19 protein-coding genes and 1 tRNA gene are annotated in these 22,753 nt (G+C 59.0%); 11 read left to right on the top strand and 9 right to left on the bottom strand.

The genetic code is table 11. The features are described 5' to 3' along the window. Positions 1-110 precede the first annotated feature (110 nt). Positions 111-842: an alpha/beta hydrolase gene (locus tag GbCGDNIH8_RS03645; protein WP_157692691.1), complete on the bottom strand. Its 732-nt coding sequence runs from the start codon at positions 840-842 to the stop codon at positions 111-113. A gap of 38 nt (positions 843-880) precedes the next feature. Between GbCGDNIH8_RS03645 and gluQRS the strand changes: the two genes are divergently transcribed. Further along, on the top strand, positions 881-1,729 hold the full coding sequence (gluQRS, locus tag GbCGDNIH8_RS03640; protein ID WP_072572122.1) for a tRNA glutamyl-Q(34) synthetase GluQRS: 849 nt from the start codon (positions 881-883) through the stop codon (positions 1,727-1,729). A 2-nt stretch (positions 1,730-1,731) separates the two neighbouring features. On the opposite strand, the gene GbCGDNIH8_RS03635 is transcribed toward gluQRS, so the two are convergent. Continuing rightward, on the bottom strand, positions 1,732-3,252 hold the full coding sequence (locus GbCGDNIH8_RS03635) for a complex I subunit 4 family protein (RefSeq protein WP_072573606.1): 1,521 nt from the start codon (positions 3,250-3,252) through the stop codon (positions 1,732-1,734). Between the two features lie 133 nt (positions 3,253-3,385). Beyond that, positions 3,386-4,267, bottom strand: coding sequence for an SDR family oxidoreductase (locus tag GbCGDNIH8_RS03630; RefSeq protein WP_072572121.1), 882 nt, complete (start codon positions 4,265-4,267; stop codon positions 3,386-3,388). Positions 4,268-4,366: 99 nt separating this feature from the next. On the opposite strand from GbCGDNIH8_RS03630, the gene GbCGDNIH8_RS03625 reads away from it, so the two are divergent. Further along, positions 4,367-5,218, top strand: coding sequence for a tetratricopeptide repeat protein (locus tag GbCGDNIH8_RS03625; protein WP_072572120.1), 852 nt, complete (start codon positions 4,367-4,369; stop codon positions 5,216-5,218). 30 nt (positions 5,219-5,248) lie between these two features. On the opposite strand, the gene GbCGDNIH8_RS03620 is transcribed toward GbCGDNIH8_RS03625, so the two are convergent. The 4 genes from GbCGDNIH8_RS03620 to GbCGDNIH8_RS03605 form a co-directional block, all read right to left on the bottom strand. Then, a complete protein-coding gene (locus GbCGDNIH8_RS03620) occupies positions 5,249-5,917 on the bottom strand; it encodes a glutathione S-transferase family protein (protein ID WP_072572119.1) in 669 nt (222 codons plus the stop codon). A gap of 163 nt (positions 5,918-6,080) precedes the next feature. Further along, on the bottom strand, positions 6,081-10,610 hold the full coding sequence (gltB, locus tag GbCGDNIH8_RS03615) for a glutamate synthase large subunit (protein WP_072573605.1): 4,530 nt from the start codon (positions 10,608-10,610) through the stop codon (positions 6,081-6,083). A 41-nt stretch (positions 10,611-10,651) separates the two neighbouring features. Beyond that, complete coding sequence (locus tag GbCGDNIH8_RS03610; protein WP_072572118.1) at positions 10,652-12,133, bottom strand: NAD(P)-dependent oxidoreductase; 1,482 nt, start codon at positions 12,131-12,133, stop codon at positions 10,652-10,654. Positions 12,134-12,404: 271 nt separating this feature from the next. Further along, on the bottom strand, positions 12,405-13,406 hold the full coding sequence (locus GbCGDNIH8_RS03605) for a complex I NDUFA9 subunit family protein (RefSeq protein WP_172822886.1): 1,002 nt from the start codon (positions 13,404-13,406) through the stop codon (positions 12,405-12,407). Positions 13,407-13,673: 267 nt separating this feature from the next. Between GbCGDNIH8_RS03605 and GbCGDNIH8_RS03600 the strand changes: the two genes are divergently transcribed. The 8 genes from GbCGDNIH8_RS03600 to hpf all read left to right on the top strand — a co-directional run bounded on the left by GbCGDNIH8_RS03600 (position 13,674) and on the right by hpf (position 21,003). Continuing rightward, positions 13,674-13,760: transfer RNA gene (locus GbCGDNIH8_RS03600), tRNA-Leu, on the top strand. Between the two features lie 214 nt (positions 13,761-13,974). Continuing rightward, on the top strand, positions 13,975-14,610 hold the full coding sequence (locus GbCGDNIH8_RS03595; protein WP_072573603.1) for a ribonuclease D: 636 nt from the start codon (positions 13,975-13,977) through the stop codon (positions 14,608-14,610). Between the two features lie 346 nt (positions 14,611-14,956). Continuing rightward, the gene (locus GbCGDNIH8_RS03590; RefSeq protein ID WP_095206413.1) at positions 14,957-16,015 is read left to right on the top strand and encodes a KpsF/GutQ family sugar-phosphate isomerase; all 1,059 of its coding nucleotides are present in this window, start codon (positions 14,957-14,959) and stop codon (positions 16,013-16,015) included. Further along, a complete protein-coding gene (gene lptC, locus GbCGDNIH8_RS03585) occupies positions 16,015-16,722 on the top strand; it encodes an LPS export ABC transporter periplasmic protein LptC (protein ID WP_072572117.1) in 708 nt (235 codons plus the stop codon). The genes GbCGDNIH8_RS03590 and lptC overlap by 1 nt, the downstream gene beginning before the upstream one ends. Then, positions 16,719-17,690 carry an LptA/OstA family protein gene (locus GbCGDNIH8_RS03580; protein WP_072572116.1) on the top strand — a complete coding sequence of 324 codons (972 nt, stop codon included), beginning with the start codon at positions 16,719-16,721 and terminating at the stop codon, positions 17,688-17,690. Before lptC ends, GbCGDNIH8_RS03580 begins: the two co-directional genes overlap by 4 nt. Continuing rightward, positions 17,687-18,529: an LPS export ABC transporter ATP-binding protein gene (lptB, locus tag GbCGDNIH8_RS03575; RefSeq protein WP_253736099.1), complete on the top strand. Its 843-nt coding sequence runs from the start codon at positions 17,687-17,689 to the stop codon at positions 18,527-18,529. The genes GbCGDNIH8_RS03580 and lptB overlap by 4 nt, the downstream gene beginning before the upstream one ends. A gap of 169 nt (positions 18,530-18,698) precedes the next feature. Then, the gene (locus GbCGDNIH8_RS03570; protein WP_072572115.1) at positions 18,699-20,276 is read left to right on the top strand and encodes an RNA polymerase factor sigma-54; all 1,578 of its coding nucleotides are present in this window, start codon (positions 18,699-18,701) and stop codon (positions 20,274-20,276) included. 121 nt (positions 20,277-20,397) lie between these two features. Next, the gene (gene hpf / locus GbCGDNIH8_RS03565) at positions 20,398-21,003 is read left to right on the top strand and encodes a ribosome hibernation-promoting factor, HPF/YfiA family (RefSeq protein ID WP_072572114.1); all 606 of its coding nucleotides are present in this window, start codon (positions 20,398-20,400) and stop codon (positions 21,001-21,003) included. 168 nt (positions 21,004-21,171) lie between these two features. On the opposite strand, the gene GbCGDNIH8_RS03560 is transcribed toward hpf, so the two are convergent. Together GbCGDNIH8_RS03560 and GbCGDNIH8_RS03555 are read right to left on the bottom strand one after the other, a co-directional pair. Further along, complete coding sequence (locus GbCGDNIH8_RS03560) at positions 21,172-21,447, bottom strand: DUF1150 family protein (protein WP_253736098.1); 276 nt, start codon at positions 21,445-21,447, stop codon at positions 21,172-21,174. Between the two features lie 138 nt (positions 21,448-21,585). Further along, entirely contained in the window at positions 21,586-22,041 is a 456-nt protein-coding gene (locus GbCGDNIH8_RS03555; RefSeq protein WP_072573599.1) for an Hsp20 family protein, read from the bottom strand. Positions 22,042-22,209: 168 nt separating this feature from the next. On the opposite strand from GbCGDNIH8_RS03555, the gene def reads away from it, so the two are divergent. Beyond that, positions 22,210-22,746, top strand: coding sequence for a peptide deformylase (gene def / locus GbCGDNIH8_RS03550; protein ID WP_072573598.1), 537 nt, complete (start codon positions 22,210-22,212; stop codon positions 22,744-22,746). The last annotated feature ends 7 nt before the right edge of the window (positions 22,747-22,753 follow it).

Genomic DNA, 22,753 nt, shown 5'->3' with positions numbered 1-22,753 from the left:
CATGTGCGCCGCGGAGAACTTCGACTTTTATCGCAGACAAGCCGTGTTGTAGCAACCCGGATACAGGCACACGTCATGACTTCGTCATGAACCACCATGCCAGAAAGCGTCTAAGCATCCGCCTGTAAAACCCTGATGATAAACGCAAGTGTGCAATCAGCTTCTGCAGCGGTGACCTCATGCCCAATCCCCGGCAGGATAGTCAGTGTGACCGGCACATGCATGGCTTTCAGCCTGGAATCGGCCACCATACTGCGCGTAAGGGGCACCACATCATCCTGATCACCATGGAGCAGCAGAACCGCTGGCATATTATCCGCTGACGGGATCAAAGCCTCCTCAGCCAGGTGCAAGGCTCCGGCGATACTGACGATGGCACTTGCCACTTCTCCCGCGATCCGGCTTTCCGCGAACAGCCCGGCCGCCATTACGCTCATGGCGCCCTGGCTAAAGCCGACCAGCGCCACTTCCCTTGCGGTCAAGCCAAGCCGCACGGTGGCAATCCTGATCGTCTCCGCCAGAACAGGGCCGAGACGCGCCGCGCCGGCACGGTCGGTTTCCGGTGTGCGATCACGCAAAGACCACCATTGGCGCGTGCCGGGATGCAGCACACATGGCTCCCACCCGTTCAGAGATAAAAAAGCGGCATCGGGCAAATGCGACGCCCAACGCTCCGCCAGCCACATCATACCACCCGCATCATTGCCATGGCCGTGGCACAGCACGATCAGACATTGCGCCCGACTATTCACGGGCGGCTTCATCCATCCTGTGATTGCGGTTTCAGGACCACCCCCCTCATCAGAAGGCCAGGCTATCCATCCTTGTGGATGAGGCATCATGCATTCGTCTCCGCCAGAGGCCATGATAAACGCTTTCCATGACTGTCATCACCCGTTTTGCCCCCAGCCCCACCGGCTATCTGCATCTGGGCCATGTCTATGCCGCGTGGCAGGCCAGAAAGCAGGCCAGCCATGGCCATTTCCTGCTGCGGATTGAGGATATCGACACAACACGTTGCCGCCCGGAATGGAGTGCAGCCCTGCTGGAGGATCTCGACTGGCTGGGCTTTGAATGGCAGCAGCCTGTACGTATCCAGTCCCGCCATATGGCGGACTACAGTCAGGCACTGGAGCATCTCCGGTCAGAGGGGCTGCTCTATCCGTGTTTCTGCACCCGTGCCGCCATTACCCGCGAAATCGCCGAAGCCGGTCGTGCGCCACACAGCCCGGATGGTGTGCCGCTTTATCCGGGCACCTGCCGTTCTCTGTCACCGGCTGAACGAGAGGCGCGCCTGACTACTGGAGAAGCCTGTGCATGGCGGCTCGACATGCAGGCCGCATTACACCGCCTGTCTCATCCGCTGGAGCGGATCGAACATGGCATCCGCTTTCCATGCTACCCGGAACGCTTCGGTGATGTAGTACTGGCACGGAAGGACGTGCCTGCCAGCTATCACCTCTGTGCCGTGCATGACGATGCCGTGCAGGGCATTACACTGGTCACGCGGGGGGAGGATTTGCTGGCGGCCACCGATCTGCACCGACTGCTACAGACCCTGTTCGGCTGGCCGGAACCCGCTTATGCGCATCATGGCCTGCTGAGGGGGGCTGATGGACAGAGGCTGGCGAAACGCGATGCTGCTCTGACCGTGCGATCCCTGCGGGAAAGCGGAGCCTCCCCACAGGATATCATGGAACGCATCCGGCGGGCTGAAACTGTATCCTGACCTTAATTGCGGCTGATCACAACCGGTAGGGCGGCAGAAGCCAGCGCATGGTCATGCGCGTTCACGGCAACAACCTGTGCATGGGCGCTGGCATTGAACACTCTGGTGAAGCTGGTCGGGTAGAACCCCATCCACAGCGTCAACACGGCAAGCGGCACCAGCACCGCCATCTCCAGGCGCGTCATATCATGCAGAACGGCGACAACCCCGCTCAGCTTGCCGAACATGACCCGCCAGTAAAAGCTCAGCATGTAGATCGCGCCCAACACCATGCTGGTGCCAGCCAGCAGGGCCAGCCAGAAATTGACATGCAGGGCACCGAAAATAACCAGCACCTCGCCGACGAAGCCCCCCGTTCCCGGCAGGCCGATGCTCGCCATGGAAAAGGCCATCGCCAGAGCCGCCAGCCGCGGAGCGTAATTAACGACACCCGTGACTTTCACGAAATCACGGGATCCTGCGCGGAAGCTGACCATGCTGACACAGAAGAACAGGCCCGCGATGATAATTCCGTGCGAAACCATCTGAAACAGCGCGCCATCAATACCCTCGGTGGTCAGGCTGAACAGGCCAACCACCACCAGCCCCATATGGGAGAAGGAGGAATAGGCGACCATTTTCTTCATATCGGTCTGCGCACAGGCAATGATGGCTGCGTAGATCACCCCGACGACACCGAGGATCATCATCACCGGCGCATAGTGGCGGGCTGCATCCGGTGCCATACCAATGGCAAAGCGCAGCAGACCATACGCCCCCGCCTTGGCCATGACACCGGAGAGCAGCGCAGTCGCAGGTGCGGGCGCTTCGCCATAAGCATCCGGCAGCCAGGAATGCAGCGGCCAGATCGGAAGCTTGGTGCCGAAAGCCAGCACGAAAGCCAGGAAAATCAGGCTCTGTGCCGTCATGGGGAAGCGCGTATGCAGCAGCACATCCATATCGGTGGAGCCGGTGACATACCACGCATACAGCAGCACCAGCAGCATCAGCAGGGAGCTGCCGAAAGTCAGCAGGAAGAACTTCATCGCCGCGAAAGCGCGACGTGGACCGCCCCACAGGCCAATCAACAGGGAACCAGGAACCAGCGTCGCCTCATAGGAGATGTAGAAAACCACAAAATCCTGAGCAACGAACACGCCGATCATTGCCGCCTGCAACATCAACACGGCCAGCATGTAATGCGAAACACGCTCGTGAATGACCCGCCATGCCGCCAGAATGGAAATCGGCGTCAGCAAGGTTGTCAGCAGAAGCAGCAGAAGGCTGAAACCGTCCACCCCGAGATGATAGGAAACGCCGAAGCCCGGCATCCAGTTTGCCCGCTCCTCGAACTGGAGTCCCGTTACCGAAGGATCAAACTCGATCCACAACACCAGGGACAGCAGGAAGGTAATCAGGCTGACGCCCAGCGCGATACCCCGGGCTGTCGCCGCCTGCGAAATTCCCGTCCCCCGCAAGAACAGCAGAAGAAAGGAGCCAAAAACTGGCAGACCCACAAGGATAGACAGAATAGGAAGATGCAAGGCGATCACCAAAATTCACGGGCAGAGCGAACGGGACGGCGCATCGGGATGCTGGCTTGGGCAGTTTTTGCTGCACCGCAGCATCCATGGCAAGACCTGCCATCAATATTTTTAGCCAAGGCATCGACCAATGTCAGATGCTCCCCTCTGTAGCCGCCCCTCCCTCCTCCGCCAAGATGGCATTTAGTCCCTCCCTGAAAGACGGATAAAGCCAGTCGATTCCCAGTTCCGCCTTGGTAGCAGCACAGGAGACACGCCGGTTATCATCCCAGAAGCTGCGGGCCATCGGCGACATGGTGGTGACTGCCTCCTTGAACAGCACAGACGGTGGCAGGGGTGCATGCAGCAGCCGCGCTGCCTCCTCCACCACAGCGGCGCTTTCAGCCGGGCAATCATCCACAAAATTCAATATCCGCACGCCTCCCCCTGCACGGGAGGCTGCCACCAGCGTGGCACGGGCAATATCGTCCCGATGGATGCGCCCGAAAGCATGGCCTGGTTTGATGACGCGCCGCGCCCGACGGGCCCGAACATCATCCAGTGCAGAACGGCCCGGCCCGTAAATGCCAGCCAGCCGGATGATATCAACGGCACGATGATCGGCCAGAGCCTCCCATGCCTGCTCCGCCTCCAGTCGCCGCTGGCTGCGGGCGTGCGTCGGTCGAGGCTGGGTTGCTTCGTCCACCCATGCTCCGTCCCAGTCGCCATAGACGCCGGTGCTGGAATAATATCCAATCCATCGCAGCCGGGGAGCACCGCGAATAGCCTCCCCCCATCGAACCAACACCGGATCCCCTCCTTCATCCGGTGCGGCCGTCACCAGCAGATGGGTCGCGGAAAACAACCTCTCGGCGATAGCAGGATCATCAAAAGCCAAAACCTCTCCGCCTGGCAAAGCCGAGGAATCTGCCTGCCGTTTCGTCCCGATCACGGACCAGCCATCGGAAAGCGCCATACGCGCCGTCGCCGTTCCCGTGTAACCGAGGCCGAAAATCAGGAGTTTGCCTTGATCCATCGCTCACGCTCTTGTCAGGGGTGCAGACACGGGCCGCCATGCGAAACGCAAACCCGCCATTTCCGCAAGCCACATTAGCAGGCTAGACTGTTACCCGTCATGAAACCACCAGCGCCCCCGCATGTTCTGCTGATGATCCTGCTGCTTGCGGGCGCGGGTGGCAGTATCTGGTGGATCAGCCAGGATCAGTCGCCCTTCCCTGCGCCGATCAATAATGAAAACGCCACCGACTCAACCGAGGATCTCCCCGTCCCGCCAGTGCCTCCCCGGATTGCACAGGGCGCGGATTACGACCGTTGCCTGTCCATGCTCACAACCGATCCCTCCGGCGCTTATCAGATGGCGGAAAACTGGAAAACAGGGGGAGATGGGGCGGCCCATTGTGCTGCCCTGGCGGAAATCGCATTGGGCAATGCTGAAACGGGCGCCCGCATGCTGGAAACGCTGGGCACCACCAGCAAGGCATCCGCCATTGCGCGGGCCAGTATTTTCGGTCAGGCCGATCAGGCATGGATTATGTCAGGGAATACGCAGAAAGCTTTGGAAGCCGCCAGCCATGCGCTGGCTCTGGCCCCTGATGATCCCGACCTGCTGATCGATCGGGCTGTTGCCTTCGCGACACTGGATCGTTTCAAGGAAGCCATCGCCGATCTCAATCACGCGCTGGATATCGATCCACGCCGAACCGATGCGTTGGTCTACCGTGCCGCTTCCCTTCGGCGGCTGGATAAGCCGGATCAGGCGGCGGACGACATCGCCAGAGCGCTGGATCAGGACCCGGATAATGTCGATGCCCTGCTGGAACGCGGTATTCTGCGGCAACGACAGGGAAATGAAGACGGCGCCAGACAGGATTGGGAGCGGATCATCTCACTGGCCCCCGATTCCGCTACCGGCGATCTCGCGGCACAAAACCTCGCTTTGCAGGAAGCGGGACCGGAGCGGAAATAACGCCCTCCCCTTGAGCCAGCGCTGAAGATTCTAAAAATCGAGATCGGCGTAATGGGCGGGCGGAATAATACCGGGTACACGGTCAGCGAGAATACCACGGAAGCTGGGGCGACTTTTGATCCTCGCATACCAGTCACGGGCAGAAGGAAATTTCTCCCAGTCGATATCACCGCCGAAATCCAGACAGGATACATGCGCCGCCGCTGCGAAATCGGCCAGGCTGATAGCCGCACCTGCCAGCCATTTCCGTGTATCCGCAAGGTAGCCGAGATATTCCATGTGATAGCGCAGGCTGGTGAACCCTGTCCTGATCGCTGTCGCATCGGGATTGCCGCGCCCTAGCAGGCGTTTCAGATATTTTTCACCCACCAGATTTTTTGTCACTTCCTGATAAAATCTGCCATCAAACCAGGCCGCCAGACGGCGGGTCTCCACACGCTCGGCCAGGCTGCGCCCGAGCAGGGAGATATCAGGATAGGCTTCCTCCAGATATTCACAGATGACCGAGGAATCCGGGATGGGCAGACCATTCTGCTCCACCAGCACCGGCACCGTAGCCGCCGGGTTCATCTCCAGATACTCCGGACGACGTTCCCAGACTTTTTCGACTTTCAGTTCGAAAGGAAGCTTCCTCTCCGCCAGAACGACACGGACTTTCCTGGAAAACGGGCAAAGAGGAAGATGATACAAAGTGCGCATGCGGAAACTTCTATCTCATCCTCCACCGGCTCGATAAGCCCCATGCGCAGGACACGGGTACGAATTACTATCAATACCCGAAAAAAAGCAGGCGCCCCCTTATGGAACGCCTGCTTTCATCATCAGTCTTCAGTCTCTTTGAGCATAACCGTGAACGGCTTGATCAGGCCCTGATTGCATCTGCCCTGGTCTCATCCTTGATGGGCATAGGCAGATATTTCACGTAGTCCTTGGGCACGACCATCCAGAAATCACCGACATTCTCGTCCCAGTCATGCAGCAATGTGGCAGCATAGCGGCTGCCGGTTTCCTCTACATGCTCACGCACCAGTTCCCTGAGGAGATTGGCCCAGTCAGATGAGAAGTCACGATGCCAGGCGATGGTATCGGGATTGGCCCGCCCCGCGAAGCTTTCATGCGGATCATAGATGAAGGCCACACCACCGGTGAAACCGGCACCGAAATTATCCCCGACCGATCCCAGAATAACGACAGTCCCACCCGTCATATATTCACAACCGTTGGAGCCGCAGCCCTCGACCACGGTGCTGGCGCCGGAGTTACGCACCGCGAAGCGCTCACCGGCCCGACCTGCCGCAAAAAGCCTGCCGCTGGTGGCGCCATACAGGCAGGTATTGCCGATAATGGTGTTTTCCTCGGTCCGCAGCGGAGAAGACGGAGAAGTCCGGATCACAATGGTCGCACCGGACAGGCCCTTGCCGACATAGTCATTGGCATCGCCGAACACTTCCAGCTTCAGCCCCTGCACCGCGAAAGCGCCGAGTGACTGACCGGCATTGCCACGCAGACGCACGGTGACATGGTTCGGCTGGAGGCCGGTCATACCGAATTTCCGCACGATTTTCGAGGACATCTTCGTGCCGACCGCACGATGCGTATTCCGCACCCCGTATTGCAGCTGCATCTTCTCGCCACGCTCAAACAGGGGGGCGGCGTCAGCAATCATGCGGGCATCAAGGGTTTCGGGAACCTCGTTCCTGCCCTCGATGGTGCAATAACGGGCATGCGATCCCGGATCGGCCTGCACCAGCAAGGGATTCAGATCGAGGTCATCGAGGAATTCTGAGCCACGGCTGACCTGATGCAGCAGATCGGTCCGACCCACCACCTCCGCCAGCGTCCGCACGCCCAGAGACGCAAGAATTTCCCGCACTTCCTCAGCGATGAAGGAGAACAGGTTGATCACCTTCTCCGGCGAGCCATCATATTTCTCGCGCAGTGCCTCATCCTGTGTGCACACGCCTACCGGGCAGGTATTGGAATGACACTGACGCACCATGATGCAGCCCATCGCCACCAGCGATGCCGTGCCGATGCCGAATTCCTCGGCACCCAGCATCGCGGCGATAACCACGTCGCGGCCGGTCTTGATGCCGCCATCGGTGCGCAATTTCACGCGGTGGCGCAGACGGTTGAGCATCAGCACCTGATGCGTCTCCGACAGCCCCATTTCCCAAGGCAGGCCCGCATATTTCACTGAGGTCTGCGGGCTGGCACCGGTGCCGCCCACATGACCGCTGACCAGAATCGCATCCGCCTTGGCCTTGGCGACACCGGCAGCGATGGTACCGATGCCGGAGCGCGCAACCAGCTTCACGCAGACCGTCGCATCGGGATTGATCTGCTTCAGATCATAGATCAGCTGCGCCAGATCCTCGATCGAGTAGATGTCATGATGCGGCGGCGGGCTGATCAGCATGACCCCGGGGGTGGAGTGACGCAGCTTCGCAATCAGCCCCGTGACCTTGAAGCCGGGCAGCTGACCGCCTTCACCGGGCTTTGCACCCTGCGCGACCTTGATCTCGATTTCGCGGCAGTTGTTCAGATATTCCGCCGTCACACCGAAGCGGCCGGAAGCAATCTGCTTGATGGCAGAGGAAGCATTGTCGCCGTTCGGACGCGGCTTTGCGCGGGCCGGGTCTTCACCGCCCTCCCCGCTATCGCTGCGCGCGCCGATCCGGTTCATGGCGATGGACAGGGTCTCATGCGCTTCCGGGCTGAGTGCGCCGAGCGAAATGCCCGGTGCCACCAGACGCTTGCGGATCTCGGTGATGCTTTCGACATCATCAGTGGAGATAGGCGTGCGCCCTTCCATCCTGAAGTCCAGCAAATCACGCAGCGCGACCGGCGGCAGACGACGCACCATATCGGTGTAACGCCGATAGGTGGTGTAACTGCCGGTTGCCACTGCTTCCTGCAGGGTGTGGATCAGCGGTCCGTCGAAAGCATGAACCTCGCCACGACGACGCAACTTGTAAAAGCCGCCCACGGGAAGCGTCACCGCATCGCTGGACCATGCCGTCCGGTGCAGTTCCAGCGCCTTGTGCGCGATACCGCCCAGACCGATGCCGGAAATGCGGGACTGCATGCCGGGGAAGAACTCGCCCACCAGAGAGCGAGACAGGCCGATCGCCTCAAAATTATAGCCGCCACGATAGGAGCTGAGCACGGAGATACCCATCTTGGACATCACCTTCAGCAGCCCCTTGTCGATCGCCTTGCGATAACGGGTCACGCACTCCTTCAGCGACAGGTCACCGAACAGGCCGCGGCGATGCCGATCGGCAATGCTCTCCTGCGCCAGATAGGCATTCACCGTGGTAGCGCCCACACCGATCAGCACCGCGAAATAATGCACATCAAGGCATTCAGCGCTGCGCACATTCAGGCTGGTGAAAGTGCGCAGAGACTGCCCTACCAGATGCGTATGCACCCCGCCCGTGGCGAGGATCATCGGGATCGGCACGCGCATGGCAGACGTATTTTCGTCGGTCAGGATGACATGGGTGCATCCGGCCCGAACGCCTTCCTCGGCCTCCCGCTTCACCCGGGCGATGGCGGCGCGCAGGCCGGCCTCGCCTTCCTCAACCGCAAAAGTGCAGTCCACCACACAGGCTGATGCGCCCATGTAATCGCGCATCGCGTTGTATTCAGCATTGGACAGGACCGGGCTGGCCAGTTGCAGCAAATCGCACTGGGACTGATCCTCATCGAGGATATTGCCCAGATTACCCAGCCGCGTTTTCAGCGACATCACCTGCGTTTCACGCAGGCTGTCGATCGGCGGATTGGTGACCTGCGCGAAAGTCTGACGGAAATAATGGTGCAGACCGCGATATTTCTCACTCAGCACGGCAATGGGTGTGTCATCGCCCATGCTGCCTGTCGCCTCAATCGCATCCTCCACCATCGGGTGCAGAATGACTTCCAGCTCCTCCATCGTCACGCCGACGCCGAGCTGACGGCGACGCAGTTCCTCGCCCTGGAACAGGCACGGCTCACCCGCATCGGCGCGGACGATGTCGTCAAGCTGGGTAATGCCCTTGATCCATTCGCCGAAAGGACGACGCGCCGCCAGTGCATCACGCAGACGGGTAGAGGAATAGAATTCCCCGTTATCCAGATCGACGCCGATGGTCTCACCGGGGCCGACATGGCCTTTTTCGAGAATCTGACTCTCGTCGAGCTTCACCATACCGGCTTCGCTGCCGATGATCAGGCGCTGATCGGTGGTGATGGTGTAACGCAGCGGACGCAGGCCATTGCGGTCCAGACCGGCGATCATCCAGCGCCCATCAGTGCCGCACACCGCGGCAGGGCCGTCCCACGGCTCCATGACGGCATTGGCGTACAGGTAAAGGTCGCGATGCTCTTTCGGCATGTTCTCGTTCTGAACAGCCGGGATCAGCAGCGCTTTCGCCATCGGGGCATCACGGCCGCCACGCACCAGCAGCTCGAACACCGCATCCAGCGAAGCGGTATCAGAGCCACCATGCTGTACGATCGGCTTCAGATCCTCGAAATATCCGTCCAGCGCCGGATGGGCGAGGCGCGTTTCATGGCTGCGCATCCAGTTGACGTTGCCGATCACCGTGTTGATCTCGCCATTATGCGCGATCATGCGGAAAGGCTGCGCCAGCTTCCATGTCGGGAAGGTGTTGGTGCTGTAACGCTGATGATAGATCGCAAAGCGGCTGACGAAACGCCCATCCAGCAGATCGGGATAGAAATCCGTCAGGTTCTCCGCCAGGAACATGCCCTTGTAGATGATCGAGCGCGTGGAGAGCGAGCACAGATACAGCTCGGAAATACCATCGGCAGCAGCCTGCTTTTCGATACGGCGACGGATCACATACAGATCGCGCTCGAATTCCTGCTCCGACACGCCACGAGCGTTCCAGATCATGATCTGCTCGATTTCCGGCCGGGTCTGGTTGGCCTTTTCACCGATGCAGGCATAGTTGATCGGCACCTGACGCCAGCCATACAGGCCATAGCCGAAAGCCAGAATTTCAGTCTCCACGATCTGGCGGCAGCGTTCCTGCGCATTCAGATCGGATTTCGGCAGAAACACCTGACCAACAGCAATCTTGCCCGGATGCGGATCATGGCCACCACGGCGTACCGCTTCGGCAAAGAAATCCTGCGGAATTTCAATATGGATACCGGCCCCGTCACCGGTCTTGCCATCGGCATCCACCGCGCCGCGATGCCACACGGCCCGCAGCGCCTCGATCCCTGCCTCCACGACATCACGGCGGCGCTTGCCGTCCAGCGCGGCCACCATGCCGACGCCGCAGGCATCATGTTCCTGGTCAGGAGAATAGGTGTCGCGCAGAGCGGCAACATTCGCATCCCATTCTGCGACAAAATTCGTGGAAACGACGTTCATGGGCCGGGTTTCCTTTGCGTTCTCGCTGTTCATACGCCGCCTCATTCCGCCGCCGCCGGGACGCCCTGCGGCTCGCTCTCATGTTCTTTCAGGGTGCCGGACGCCTTGCCTTGCAGGAAACGATGCATCTCCGCCGCTGCATCACGGCCATCGCGCACCGCCCAGACCACCAGACTCGCACCACGCACAATATCACCGGCCGCAAACACCCCCGGCAGAGTGGTCATGAAGGTTTTGGGATCCACCTTCAGCGTGCCCCAGCGGGTTACCCCCAGCTCCGGCGTGCCAAACATCACCGGCATATCTTCCGGATCGAAGCCGAGCGCCTTGATCACCAGATCGGCCGGGATGGTGTAATGGCTGCCCTCCAACGGTTCCACCGACTGGCGACCGGACGCATCCGGCAGACCGAGATGCATCCGCACGGCCCGGACCCCATTGACCCGATCCTCACCGAGGAACGCTTCCGGCGCGGAGAGCCATACGAATTCGACGCCCTCCTCCTCCGCATTTTTCACTTCCCGCATCGAGCCCGGCATGTTGGCCTTATCGCGGCGGTACAGACACTTCACTGATTTAGCGCCCTGCCGGATGGAAGTACGGACGCAATCCATCGCCGTATCACCACCGCCGATGACAACGACATCCTTGCCAGCCGCATTCAGAACACCGTTATCGAAATCCTCCACCTTGTCCCCAAGGCCGACGCGGTTGGAAGCGGTCAGGAAGGTCAGAGCGGGCACGATCCCCGGCAGGCCGGAGCCGGGGCCACCCAGTTCGCGGGACTTATACACACCTGTCGCCACCAGAACCGCATCATGCTTTTCCTGCAACGAGGCCATGGAGACCGCACCCGGACCGTTGCCGATCTCCACGCCGCAATGGAACACGACGCCAGCGTCTTCCAGCAGCTTCCAGCGACGCAGAACGATGTCCTTTTCCAGCTTGAAGCCGGGGATTCCGTAGATCAACAGGCCGCCAACACGGTCATAGCGATCATAGACATGTACCTGATAACCGAGCCGGCGCAGTTGCTCCGCCGCGGCCAGACCAGCCGGGCCAGCACCGATGATCGCCACCGACTGCTCAAGCTCATGAGACGGACGGGGCGGCTTCACCCAGCCTTTTTCCCATGCCGTATCCGTGATGTAGCGTTCAACCGAGCCGATAGTGACCGAGTTGAAATCCTTCTCAATCACGCAATTGCCTTCACACAGGCGATCCTGCGGGCAGATACGGCCGCAAATCTCAGGGAAGTTGTTGGTGGCGCTGCTGACTTCGTATGCTTCCTCCAGCCGGCCTTCAGCGGTGAGCTTCAGCCAGTCGGGGATGTTGTTGGAAAGCGGGCAGTGGATCGAGCAGAAGGGAACCCCGCACTGGCTGCACCGCGATGCCTGCTCCGCCGCCTGTTCAGGCTGGAAATCAGCATAGATCTCGTCGAAATCCTCCACACGCTGCTCTGCCGCGCGTTTGTCGGGATAGGCCTGCGCACGACGGACGAACTGGAGCATGCGTTCAGCCATAAGCAATCTCCTCAAGGGGCGGCGGGCCGACCATGGTATGGATACGGCACAGCCTTTGCGTGGGCGGTGTGGAGCCGGACGCGCAAGCGCGACTATTCTGGCCGAAAGGGGATATTCGACCAGAGCAAATTGCTTATAAACAAGGCTGCATCATTTGACGAGCCTATTTTTCAGTCATAGGTCAATAGATATGACCAAATAATTTGTAATGCCTGATTTTAACCTCAAAAATCCCTGTCGCACCACGAAAAAAGGTCCATTTCGGACCTATTTAGGATATGGTGATCTTTCTTACCCGCCGCGCTACCAGCCCGCCTACCCGATAACGGGAGAGATAATGGGGCACCACAAGATCAATCGGGGTCGGCACAATCCGCAACGTCTCCAGCGTCAGAGCCTGCGGCGACACGACACTGCCGGACCCGAGCATGGCAAGTTGATCAGTGGTCAGCGGACGACCAGGCATTTTTTCCGCGATCATCGCCAACGCCATTGCTACCTTGTCAGGAATATCGATCAACGGCTTTTTCCGACCAATCATGGTCAGGATACGGTGTTGAATATCACGCATCGTCAGGACCTCTGGCCCGCCCAGTTCGATGACATTTCCAGCCGCCTGCATGGAAGCCGCCAGAATCGCACGGGCTACATCCTCTACATAGACGGGCTGCATCAGACTGTTGCCATAGATCACCGGTACAATCGGCAAGCTCACCGCCATAGCGGCAAAGCGGTTGAAAAAATGATCCTCGGCCCCGAAAATAACGGACGGGCGCAGAATGGCGGCCTGCGGCACGGCAGAGCGCACAGCCTGCTCGCCCTCTGCCTTGCTGCGTCCGTAAGCGGAGGGGCTGGCTGGATCAGCCCCAAGAGCCGATATATGCACAAAGGCCGAAACACCAGCACGGGCGGACAGGGATGCAATCAGCCCCGCCGCCTGCACATGGACGCGCTGAAAATCTCCTTTCCGTGCTTCCGCCAGCAGCCCCACCAGATTGACCACCAGCGATGCTCCCTGCACGGCCCGGGCAATGCCGGTCTCGGCATCAGGACTTCCCAGCGACACGCCCAACGGCACGATCTGCCCGACGCTACCTGCGCTCTTCAGCTTCAGAACCTGCTCAGGATCACGCACCGGAACCCGTATCTGATACCCCTCCCGCGCCAGCAGCCTGATCAGCGACTGCCCCAGAAAGCCCGAGCCTCCGAAAACCGTGGCGATCCGGCCCGGCATAGTGGATGGCGTAACCGGCACCGATTCCGTGGTGGTCATGACTGCATTCTCCCTGATAAGCATGTGCCGCCCATTCCCGTAACGCGCACCGGAACCATGACAAGGGTGACCTGACCTGTCTTGCGGAGCAGGATTCGTGATTTTTCAGCGTTCTGCAACGCGCCTAACGCTTCAGGACAAGGGATTTTCCATGACCGACAGAGGGCATGGCATGCAGCCTGTCACGTTTTTTTCAAAAAACCTGGCCGGCGGTCATTGACGCTCCATGCTGCGGACGCTAAATGCCGCTCCACACAACGCCCCGATGCCCAGGTGGCGGAATTGGTAGACGCGCAGGTTTCAGGTACCTGTGGCCGCAAGGTCGTGGAAGTTCGAGTCTTCTCCTGGGCACCATCTTCCCTCGGTTTGAGGGAGGCGGTCATGACTGAACAACCGGCGTTCTTTCCCTACAGTGACATGCGAGTTTGCAGGATGCAACGTTTTCCGTTGTCGTCCCTGCATTTCATTTATTCTTGCCTGTCTGGCAGGATACCGGGAATGAAGCGTGCTGCATTCCATCATCCGCCCTTCATCCATCGTAAGTCTCAGCCCGGTGATCACACAGTTCATGGCCGACAAAACCATTCATCTTCATCGGCACGACCTTCCCCCTTCGCTGGATCTTGGTTCCCTTATCGCCATCGATACTGAAACGATGGGGCTGAATCATCACCGGGATCGGCTGTGCCTGATCCAGATTTCCGCCGGGGATGGTCATGCCCACCTTGTGCAGATCGTGCCGGAGCGACTGGGCGGCAGAGGTGCCGACTGCCCCAATCTGAAGCGGTTGCTGAGCAATCCGGCCTGCGTGAAGCTGATGCATTTCGCACGGTTCGATGTCGGCATTTTGCAGAACGCACTCGGTATCACGATGTCCAACATCAAATGTACCAAGATCGCCGCCAGACTGGTCCGCACCTTCACCGATCGCCATGGCCTGAAAGATCTGTGCCGCGATCTGCTGGGGGTAGATATCAGCAAGCAGCAGCAGAGTTCCGACTGGGGCGCCCCTGAACTGACGCCGGAGCAGATGGCCTATGCTGCCTCCGACGTGCTGCATCTGCATGCGCTGTGGAACCGGCTGGAAGGATTGCTGATCCGGGAGGATCGGCTCGCTCTGGCCGAAGCATGCTTCGCCTTTCTGCCTGCCAGAGCACGACTGGACTATCTGGGATATGATCAGCCGGATATTTTTTCGCACTGATGAATCAGCGTAGATTACAGGATGATAGCAGAGGACAGGCTGCCGTATTTCTGACAAACTGTTATCCGATTTTCATGAAATGTCTGAATGCTGTATTTCGGGATCGTGGCCAGGAGCAACCTGCTTCAAAGCAAATATGGCATGGCTGTTAGTCAGTGGCTGTAAATCGGCAGCCTCGTGACGATTTGTCACACAATCTGTTTCGCCAGTCTCTGGATTTTTCTTATGTTTGCCACCATTCGGGTTTCCGAGCATAAGGTGACCGATCGGTCATTCCAATATTGCCGCACCGGTGCCGATGCCATCGTGGCATGAACATGATTCTGGATATGAGGATCGCCCTGTCATGACTGCGCAAACGGTCACCATGGCCACAGAGTCCGCTTCAAAACCTGTTTTTTCCGGCACGGATAAAGCCGGGCTTGTCGTAGCTCGTGATGTGCTGTTGACAGAGGCAGACGCGCTGAAGGTTCTGGCAGACGCGCTGGACGAGCAATTTCTGCATGCAGTGGCGATGATCGCTGCCAGCGCCGGACGGGTCGTGGTCAGCGGAATCGGTAAATCAGGGCATGTGGGGCGAAAAATTGCCGCAACCCTGTCTTCCACCGGTACCCCTGCCCTGTTCGTGCATCCGGCCGAAGCCTCTCATGGGGATCTCGGCATGATCGTGAACGGTGATATCGTGCTGGCCCTGTCGAATTCCGGCGAGACCTCGGAATTGGCTGATCTGGTGGCCCATACACGCCGCTTCGGCCTTCCCCTGATCGGTGTGACAGGTCGCTCCGGCAGCGCTTTGGCACGGGCCGCCGATATTGTGTTGCTGCTCCCCCCGGTGGCGGAGGCATGCCCGATGGGTCTTGCCCCCACCACCTCCACCACTTTGCAAATGGCGCTTGGGGATGCGCTGGCCGTGGCGCTGCTCAAGCGACGCGGCTTCACTGCCCGGGATTTCGGCGCCTTTCATCCCGGCGGCCGTCTGGGTGCGCAATTACGCACCGTCGGGGATATCATGCGCAGTGGGGACGACATGCCACTGGTCCCCCCCGACATGCGGATGGATGAAGCGGTACTGCTGATCAGCAGTAAAAGCCTGGGTTGCGTTGGGGTGGTGGATCAGGAAGGCAGGCTGATCGGCATCGTCACCGATGGGGATCTGCGGCGGCATATGGCCCCTGATCTTTGGCAACGGCCGGTGGCAGATATCATGACCCGCGATCCACGCACCATTGCCCCCTCCGTTCTGGCCGCTGAAGCTCTGCACGCCATGACCGGCCCGAACCGAAACGGCCCCCCAAACAGCAGTCAGACGGCGCGGCCAATCAATGCTTTATTCGTCGTCGACGCAACGCATACACCGATCGGGGTCATTCATATTCATGACCTGTTGCGCGCAGGAGTGGCCTAATGAACACCAGCCAGCCCCTCACCATGCAGGATAAACCTCGCCTCACCCAGACCGCCCCGATCAAAAGGGCCAAGGTGCCTTCCCCCAGACGGATTGCACAACGGCACCGTATGGTCATGGCTGTTAAATATCTTCTGCCGGCCACGGCCGCCCTGCTGTTGACGATGCTGGCAATCTGGCCGGAAATCGACCATGAGGTTGACGCCGCCCGCGTCACCTATCGACGCCTTGCGGCCACCGCTTCCAACGGAACGCGGCTCACCGGCGCCACCTATCGCGGCGTGGATGAGCAGAACCGCCCCTATACCGTGACCGCTCATGCCGCCGAGCAGGTTGATCAGGAACGGATCAATCTGGCCCAGCCAAAGGCCGACGCCACATTGCAGAACGGCAACTGGTTGATGGTGCAGTCAAAAAAAGGTGTTTATCTGCAGCATCTGGGTATGCTGGACATGACCGGCGACGTAACATTGTACCGTGATGACGGGACAGTCATGACATCCCAGACTGCCTCCCTCAACATGCATCATGGCGCCGTTTCCTCCAGCGACAAGGTCAGCCTCGAAGGGCCGTTCGGCACGCTTGATGCCAGCCATGGCTTCACCTTGCTGGATCGGGGCAATATCATGCAGTTTCATGGTCCTTCCCGGATGGTGCTCAATGCTGCCAGATCATCCGGCACAACGCAGGCGAAAACAGCCCCATGACTATTCGTGCGGTTCTTCTGACCACCGCGCTGGCGATCAGCCTGCCCTGCATCGCCTCGGCCCAGAGTCTTGATCTGTCTCATGGCGGACCGGTGCAGGTCACGGCGCAGGACGGAATCGACTGGCGGCAGCAGGAAAAGGAAGTCGTGGCCCGCGGCAATGCCGTGGCAATCCGTGACAATGTAACGGTTCGCGCCGATACGCTCATCGCCCATTACAGAAAAAAACAAACCCCGGACCAGACGCCAGCCACACCCACGCCCGCCAAAGCCTCCGCCAATCCGGCTGATGATAGCGGTGCCAACGAAATCTATCGGTTGGAAGCTGTCGGCAACGTTCACATCTACACCGACACTGATCAGGCTTGGGGCGATCGTGCAATCTACGACATGGATCAGGCCATTCTGCTGTTGACCGGGAAAAAGCTGAAACTCACCACGCCGCAGGATGTGCTGACTGCCCGCGATAGTCTGGAATACTGGGCGCAGAAGCACATGTCCGTTGCACGCGGCGACGCCGTGCTGACAACCAATGATGGTAAACGCATCAAGGCTGATACCCTGGTGGGCTACACCACCGAGCAATCACCGGACGCGAAAGCTGCCTCACAGCCCAAACCCGCTGCCCAGGATGCGAAAAAAAGCACTGATCCCGCTTCCGCGGCCGGCAAGCTCCAGCGCGCCGAGGCCTACGGCAATGTCGAGATCCGCACCCCTACGGAGACAGCTTATGGCGATCGCGGTGTCTATGTGCCGGATACCGGCATTGCCCGTCTGATCGGCCATGTGCGCATCACCCGCGGCCAGAATCAGGTCAATGGAGCTGCTGCGGATGTGAATTTGAAGACGGGCATTTCAACCCTGCTCTCTGCCCGGGACAGTCGCGTGCAAGGCATGATCGTCCCCACTGAAACGGGCAGTGAAAAGCCTGCATCCTCAGCAGCGCCCAAAAAAGACAAGACGCGATGAGCATGAACGAGCAACCTTCTGCCTCCAGCCTTGCCGCAGAGCCCTCTTCTGCCTCCGGATATGATCACGGGTCACAGGGGAGCGGATACAAGCCGAGGGTCGATCCGGCTAAAATCACGCATGGCCTTGCGGCCATCGGTGTTGGCAAAACCTATAAGAAACGCCCTGTCGTGCGGAACGTCTCGGTCTTCGTCCAACGTGGCGAGGCTGTGGGGCTGCTGGGACCAAACGGAGCCGGCAAAACCACCACCTTCTATATGATCGTCGGCCTCGTGCGACCTGATACCGGCTCGATCCAGCTTGATGGCAGCGATATTACCGGCCTGCCCATGTATCGGCGTGCCCGTCTGGGCATCGGCTACCTCCCGCAGGAAGCCAGCATCTTTCGTGGGCTGAATGTCGAACAGAACATCATGGCCGCTCTGGAGGTCGTCGAAAGCAACCGCACCACACGCGAGCATATGCTCGCGGAGCTGTTGTCCGAGTTCGGCATCGGCCATCTGCGGCGTACTCCCGCCCTGGCCCTGTCGGGCGGAGAACGACGCCGACTGGAAATTGCCCGAGCCCTGGCGACCCAGCCCGGCTATATCCTGCTGGACGAGCCGCTTGCAGGCATTGACCCCATCGCAGTGGGCGAAATCCGTGATCTGGTTGGTCATCTGAAGCAGCGCGGGATTGGCGTGCTGATCACGGACCACAACGTGCGTGAAACACTGGAAGTCATTGATCGCGCTTATATCCTGCATGGTGGACAGCTGCTGATGGAAGGCGCCCCTTATGAAGTGGTGCAGCATGAAGGCGTCCGCCGCGTCTATCTGGGTGAGAGTTTCTCTCTCTGATCTGATCGCGTATCCGCCTCGGAAGAGATCCTTTTTGGCAGGGTGACATTTTCGCCGCGGCTGATGCAAATCTCAGGCCATCAATGCAAATCTCGGGCCATCTTCTTGGCAGCCCGGACAGTCTTGCGATATTTTGATATCGTTCTGTTCGGGAAAAGGCACTCGCCGCATGGCGCTTGGCTCAGCTTACGGCACGGGCATCGGCCCCCGGCTTGATCTTCGCCAGTCCCAGTCTCTGGTGATGACGCCCCAGCTGCGTCAGGCTATCAAGCTGCTGCAGTTCAACAATATGGAAGTAGCCGCCTTTATCGAGGAGGAGCTGGAGCGTAATCCTCTGCTGGAGCGCGATGAAAGCACGGATCTGACCCAGGAACGGCCAGCCCCTGATCAGACCGGACCGGAACCGGATTTTCTCGATAGCGCCCAAGCCGCCAGTTCCGACCGATTGATATCCGATGGCAGCCCCCTGGATGTCGACCCTGGCTCCCTCTACGACGATCCGGGAGAAACCTCCCCTTTTCTTTCCAGCCAATCAGCCAGCAACCGCACAGAGTCTTTCGATAACAACCCGTTCGACGTCATCAGCCAGCGACTTGAATACCGGCCCAGCCTGAGGGAGCAATTGGCCGAGCAACTGCGTCTGTGTTTTGCAAGCCCACAGGACCGGCTGATCGGTGCACATCTGATAGCCGTGCTTGATGCGGCAGGCCGGCTGACCATGCCCCCCGCCGCGATTGCCCAGGCCCTGAACTGCACCCTGCCTCACCTGGAAACCATTCGCACGGCAATGCGCCATTTCGATCCACCGGGGCTGTTCTGTGTGGATCTGAAAGAATGTCTGACAACACAGTTGCAGGCCTTCAACCGCTATGACCCCGCCATGGCCATTCTGCTGGAGCATCTCGATCTGCTGGCCCAGCGGAATCACCGGCGATTGATGAGCCTGTGCGGGGTGGATGCGGAAGATCTGGCGGGCATGATCGCCGATATCAAACGCTGTAACCCCAAACCAGGTGCCGGCTTCGACTCTGATCTGCCCCAGACCATGATCCCGGACGTGCTGATGTCCCGCCGCCCCGCCACTGCCCGCAATGATGATGATGATCAGCTCTCCGCCCCGCTGCTGTTGGATGCCGCGATTGCCGGCGACTGGCTGATCGAGCTGAACCCCGACACGATGCCCCGCGTGCTGGTGAATATGGGCAGCCATCTCCGACTCGCCCGCCGGTCGATGAGCCGGGATGATCGCTCCTTTATCAATGAAAAATTAAATACCGCTCACTGGCTGGTGAAATCCCTTCAACAAAGGGCGCAGACCATTCTGCGCGTGTCCGCGGAGATCGTCCGACAGCAGCAGGCTTTTTTCCGCCACGGCGTCAGCCACCTGAAGCCCCTGATCCTGCGGGATATCGCAGAGGCGGTGGACATGCATGAAAGCACCGTCAGCCGGGTCACTGCCAATAAATACATCGCCACCCCTCGTGGAACGCTGGAACTGAAATATTTCTTCACCACCGCGATCAGCGGTACAGATGGGGAAAATGTCAGTGCAGAAGCCATTCGCCACCGCATCAGAACGCTGATTGATCAGGAACCAGCCAGCGATATCCTCTCCGATGACGCCCTGGTCACACATTTGAAACAGGAGGGTATAGACATCGCCCGCAGAACAGTGGCCAAATACCGGGAAGCGCTGCGCATCCCCAGTTCGGTGCAGCGCAAAAGGGAGAAAGCGATACTGGCCTGATTGGGTTGATTGCTATTTCTTGAGGCGGAACACATCCACCCGCGGTTTCGTCAGCCCATTGGCCAGAACTCGCCAATTCCGGAGACGGAACTGGAGACACTGGCTGATCGAGGTTAGAAACATGCATATTACGGTTTCCGGCAAGCAGATCGATCTATCCGACGCCCTGCAGGAGCGCGTTGCCAGTCAGCTCGATACCATCAGCCGAAAATACTTTGATCAGGCGCTGGAGGCTCAAGTCACCTTCAGCCGCCTGCGCAGTTTTTTCATCTGTGATATCAATCTGCATGCAGGACGAGGCCTGGTCCTGCGTGGCGAAGGCGAAGCCGCTGACGCAAATGGTGCTTTCGATGATGCCGCCGAACATATTGCCAAACGCCTGCGCCGTTATCGCCGCCGTATGAACGCACATGCGCGGGATATGACTCATCGCAAAAAACCAGAGCTGGCGCGGGAATATATTCTGCGCGAGGAAGATGAAAGCGCTGCCCCCGAAGCTCCGGCCAAGCATGATGACGCTCTTTCAGAAACATACGCCACGGTAGTGGCCGAGGCGCCAACTGACATTAATATCCTTACGGTACGGGATGCCGTGATGCGCATGGACCTCGCGGATCAGCCGGTTATGATGTTCCGCAACAGCGCCACTGGCACTCTTAACGTTGTCTATCGACGCACGGATGGACATGTCGGCTGGATTGATACGCAGTCAGGCAATCCCGGCTGAATATATTCTTTCCTACGCTCATAAAGATGCCCCGCGTCAAACGCGGGGCTTTTTTCATCAACACACCAGATCAAATCCGCGGCACCATGCCCGTGCATAAAAAAGGGCGCCCTTGCAGGAGCGCCCTTTTTTTGAAATCAGATTGGAAATCAATCCGGTTGATTGTGATCAATGAATGTAAGTCGGTATCATATCGTGATCCTGAATGGCTTCAAAAGCCGCAGCACACTCCTCGGCCAGCGCCATAGCGGTGCCATCGGCAGCATGAATGGAAAAAAGTGAATTTCCATCAACAATAACTGGCTTGATATAAGCAACCTGAGAAACACCAAGCATTGCGAGTTCCTTGGGTGAGATACGGCGAATATCGAACATGCCAGTGGTGTCCGACATCATGGAATCTGCCGGAATATCACGGCTGGGGCGAAAACTGGGATGAGCCATTTGAATGCTCCTGAATATTCTGCCAACACAGCAGCCTGATCAGTCAATCCGATTTGAAGACGTTTTGCACGCGATCATTTCTCAACCAACTTTGCAGTCAATAAAATAGTTGGTTTTCAAGGTTATCCCGGATCGCACTTATTGTCCGTTCGAAATACGCTCGACAATAGGGGCAACGGGTGCGCTGGGGCTACGGATGGGAATGGTGCGGATTTTTGTCTCCGGCTGAGGCCTCGCAATATCAATATGCAGCAACCCGTTATCCATCCAGGCGCCTTTAATCTCAATTCCCTCGGCGAGCACGAAGGCACGCTGGAACTGTCTGGCAGCGATGCCGCGATGCAGGAAAACCCGACCCTGACTGTCGTCGGCCTGACGCCCGCGAATGACGAGCTGGTTATCCTCCTGCGTGATCTGCAACTCGTCCATGCTGAATCCGGCCACTGCAAGAGTGATACGGAGTTCTGCCTGACTGAACTGCTCGATATTATAGGGAGGATAGCCGTCTGACGTGTTTTTGGATGCACGTTCCAGCATTTGTTCCAGATGATCGAACCCCAGAAACATGGGGGAAGTGAACAGTCGGGTTGACACACCGGCCTCCTCTGACGTGAGCGAAGCATTAAAAGCAGCCCATTCCGGCACTGCCCGCTGATAGTATGTCGGCAGGACGAGGCTGTCTTGCAAGAGGCGACTTTTTTCCAGGGCTCACCAGCAGGACGGCGCTTGCCGACAGGGGCATGGCATCGCTACATCACCTTCATGTCAGAGACCCGCACGGCAGAGCTGCTGCCCATCCTTATTGCTCCGCACAAGACGCTGAAAACACGCGCCCGCCCCGTCACGGCCGGAGATGCCTCTCTCATACGTGATCTGGTGCCACGCATGTTCGCGACGATGTACAAAGCTCCCGGCATCGGCCTTGCCGCACCGCAGATTGATAGTCTGTTGCGGCTGGCAGTGGTGGATGTGTCCCCGGATGATCAGAAAGCACCGCTGGTGCTGATCAATCCGGAAATTATTGCCCGCAGCGAGGAAATGGCCACCCGTGAAGAGGGGTGCCTGTCCCTGCCCAACCAGTATGCAGATGTCACCCGTCCGGCACGGATCAAGCTGCGCTATGAGGATCTCGATGGCAGCAGACGAGAAATGGAGGCTGACGACCTCCTCGCCACCTGCATCCAGCATGAGATCGACCATCTGGACGGCATTCTGTTCGTGGATCATCTCTCGACCCTGAAACGCAATATGCTGATGCGCCGCCTTGCCAAGGAGCAGCGCCAGAACAGCGGGGGCTGAGCCAGCG

Source organism: Granulibacter bethesdensis (assembly GCF_001889545.1).
In the GTDB taxonomy this organism is placed as follows: Bacteria; Pseudomonadota; Alphaproteobacteria; order Acetobacterales; family Acetobacteraceae; genus Granulibacter; species Granulibacter bethesdensis_B.
The sequence above is the reverse complement of the archived record's forward strand: the minus strand, read 5'-3'. Positions and strand labels throughout refer to the sequence as shown.